Source organism: Pseudoflavonifractor phocaeensis (genome assembly GCF_016901955.1).
In the GTDB taxonomy this organism is placed as follows: Bacteria; Bacillota; Clostridia; order Oscillospirales; family Oscillospiraceae; genus Flavonifractor; species Flavonifractor phocaeensis_A.
In genome coordinates this window covers 1-534 of record NZ_JACJLC010000221.1, presented here as the reverse complement: position 1 = coordinate 534, position 534 = coordinate 1, and the positions used below count along the sequence as shown (strand labels likewise).

Annotated in this window: 1 protein-coding gene; it reads right to left on the bottom strand. The window is 51.5% G+C overall.

Annotation, left to right across the window (positions count from 1 at the left end):
* Window positions 1-534, bottom strand: a 534-nt coding sequence (locus tag H6B51_RS17270; RefSeq protein ID WP_204884820.1) for a leucine-rich repeat domain-containing protein, incomplete at both ends; no start/stop codon positions are given.

Genomic DNA, 534 nt, shown 5'->3' with positions numbered 1-534 from the left:
ATACCAGTTCTCCGCCGATGACAATAAAGGGGTCGCCGCCGTCCCACACACGTTCCATCAGATTATATACCATTTCGGTGCCGAGGAACGCATTGGCGCCGATATATTCTACACCGGCAGGGATGGTAAAATTGTCTACCTTGCAGTCCTTGAAAGCGCGCTCACCGATGGATTTCAACGTGGAGGGCAGGTTGATTTCCGACAAGCCCGGGGCGCTTGCAAACGCATCATCGCCAATAGTTTCCAGACCTTCCGGCAGTGTAACCTTCTCCAGATTGCCTACAGAATAAGCCGTATTTGGGTAATAGGCAAATCTTTTGATATATTTCACGGTGCCTGGTACAACAACGGATTCCACCGTATTGGTGCCGTCACCCAGAAGATCAAGGTTTCCTATCCCCACCACGGTGTAGCCGTTGATTTGCGAGGGGATCACCAGGTCGGTTTCCGTGCCGTTATAGCCCATGATTTCAATGGTGTCCTCGGTAACAAAGCGGTAGTCGTAGACAACGCTTGGGTCTTCCGCCGCAAATG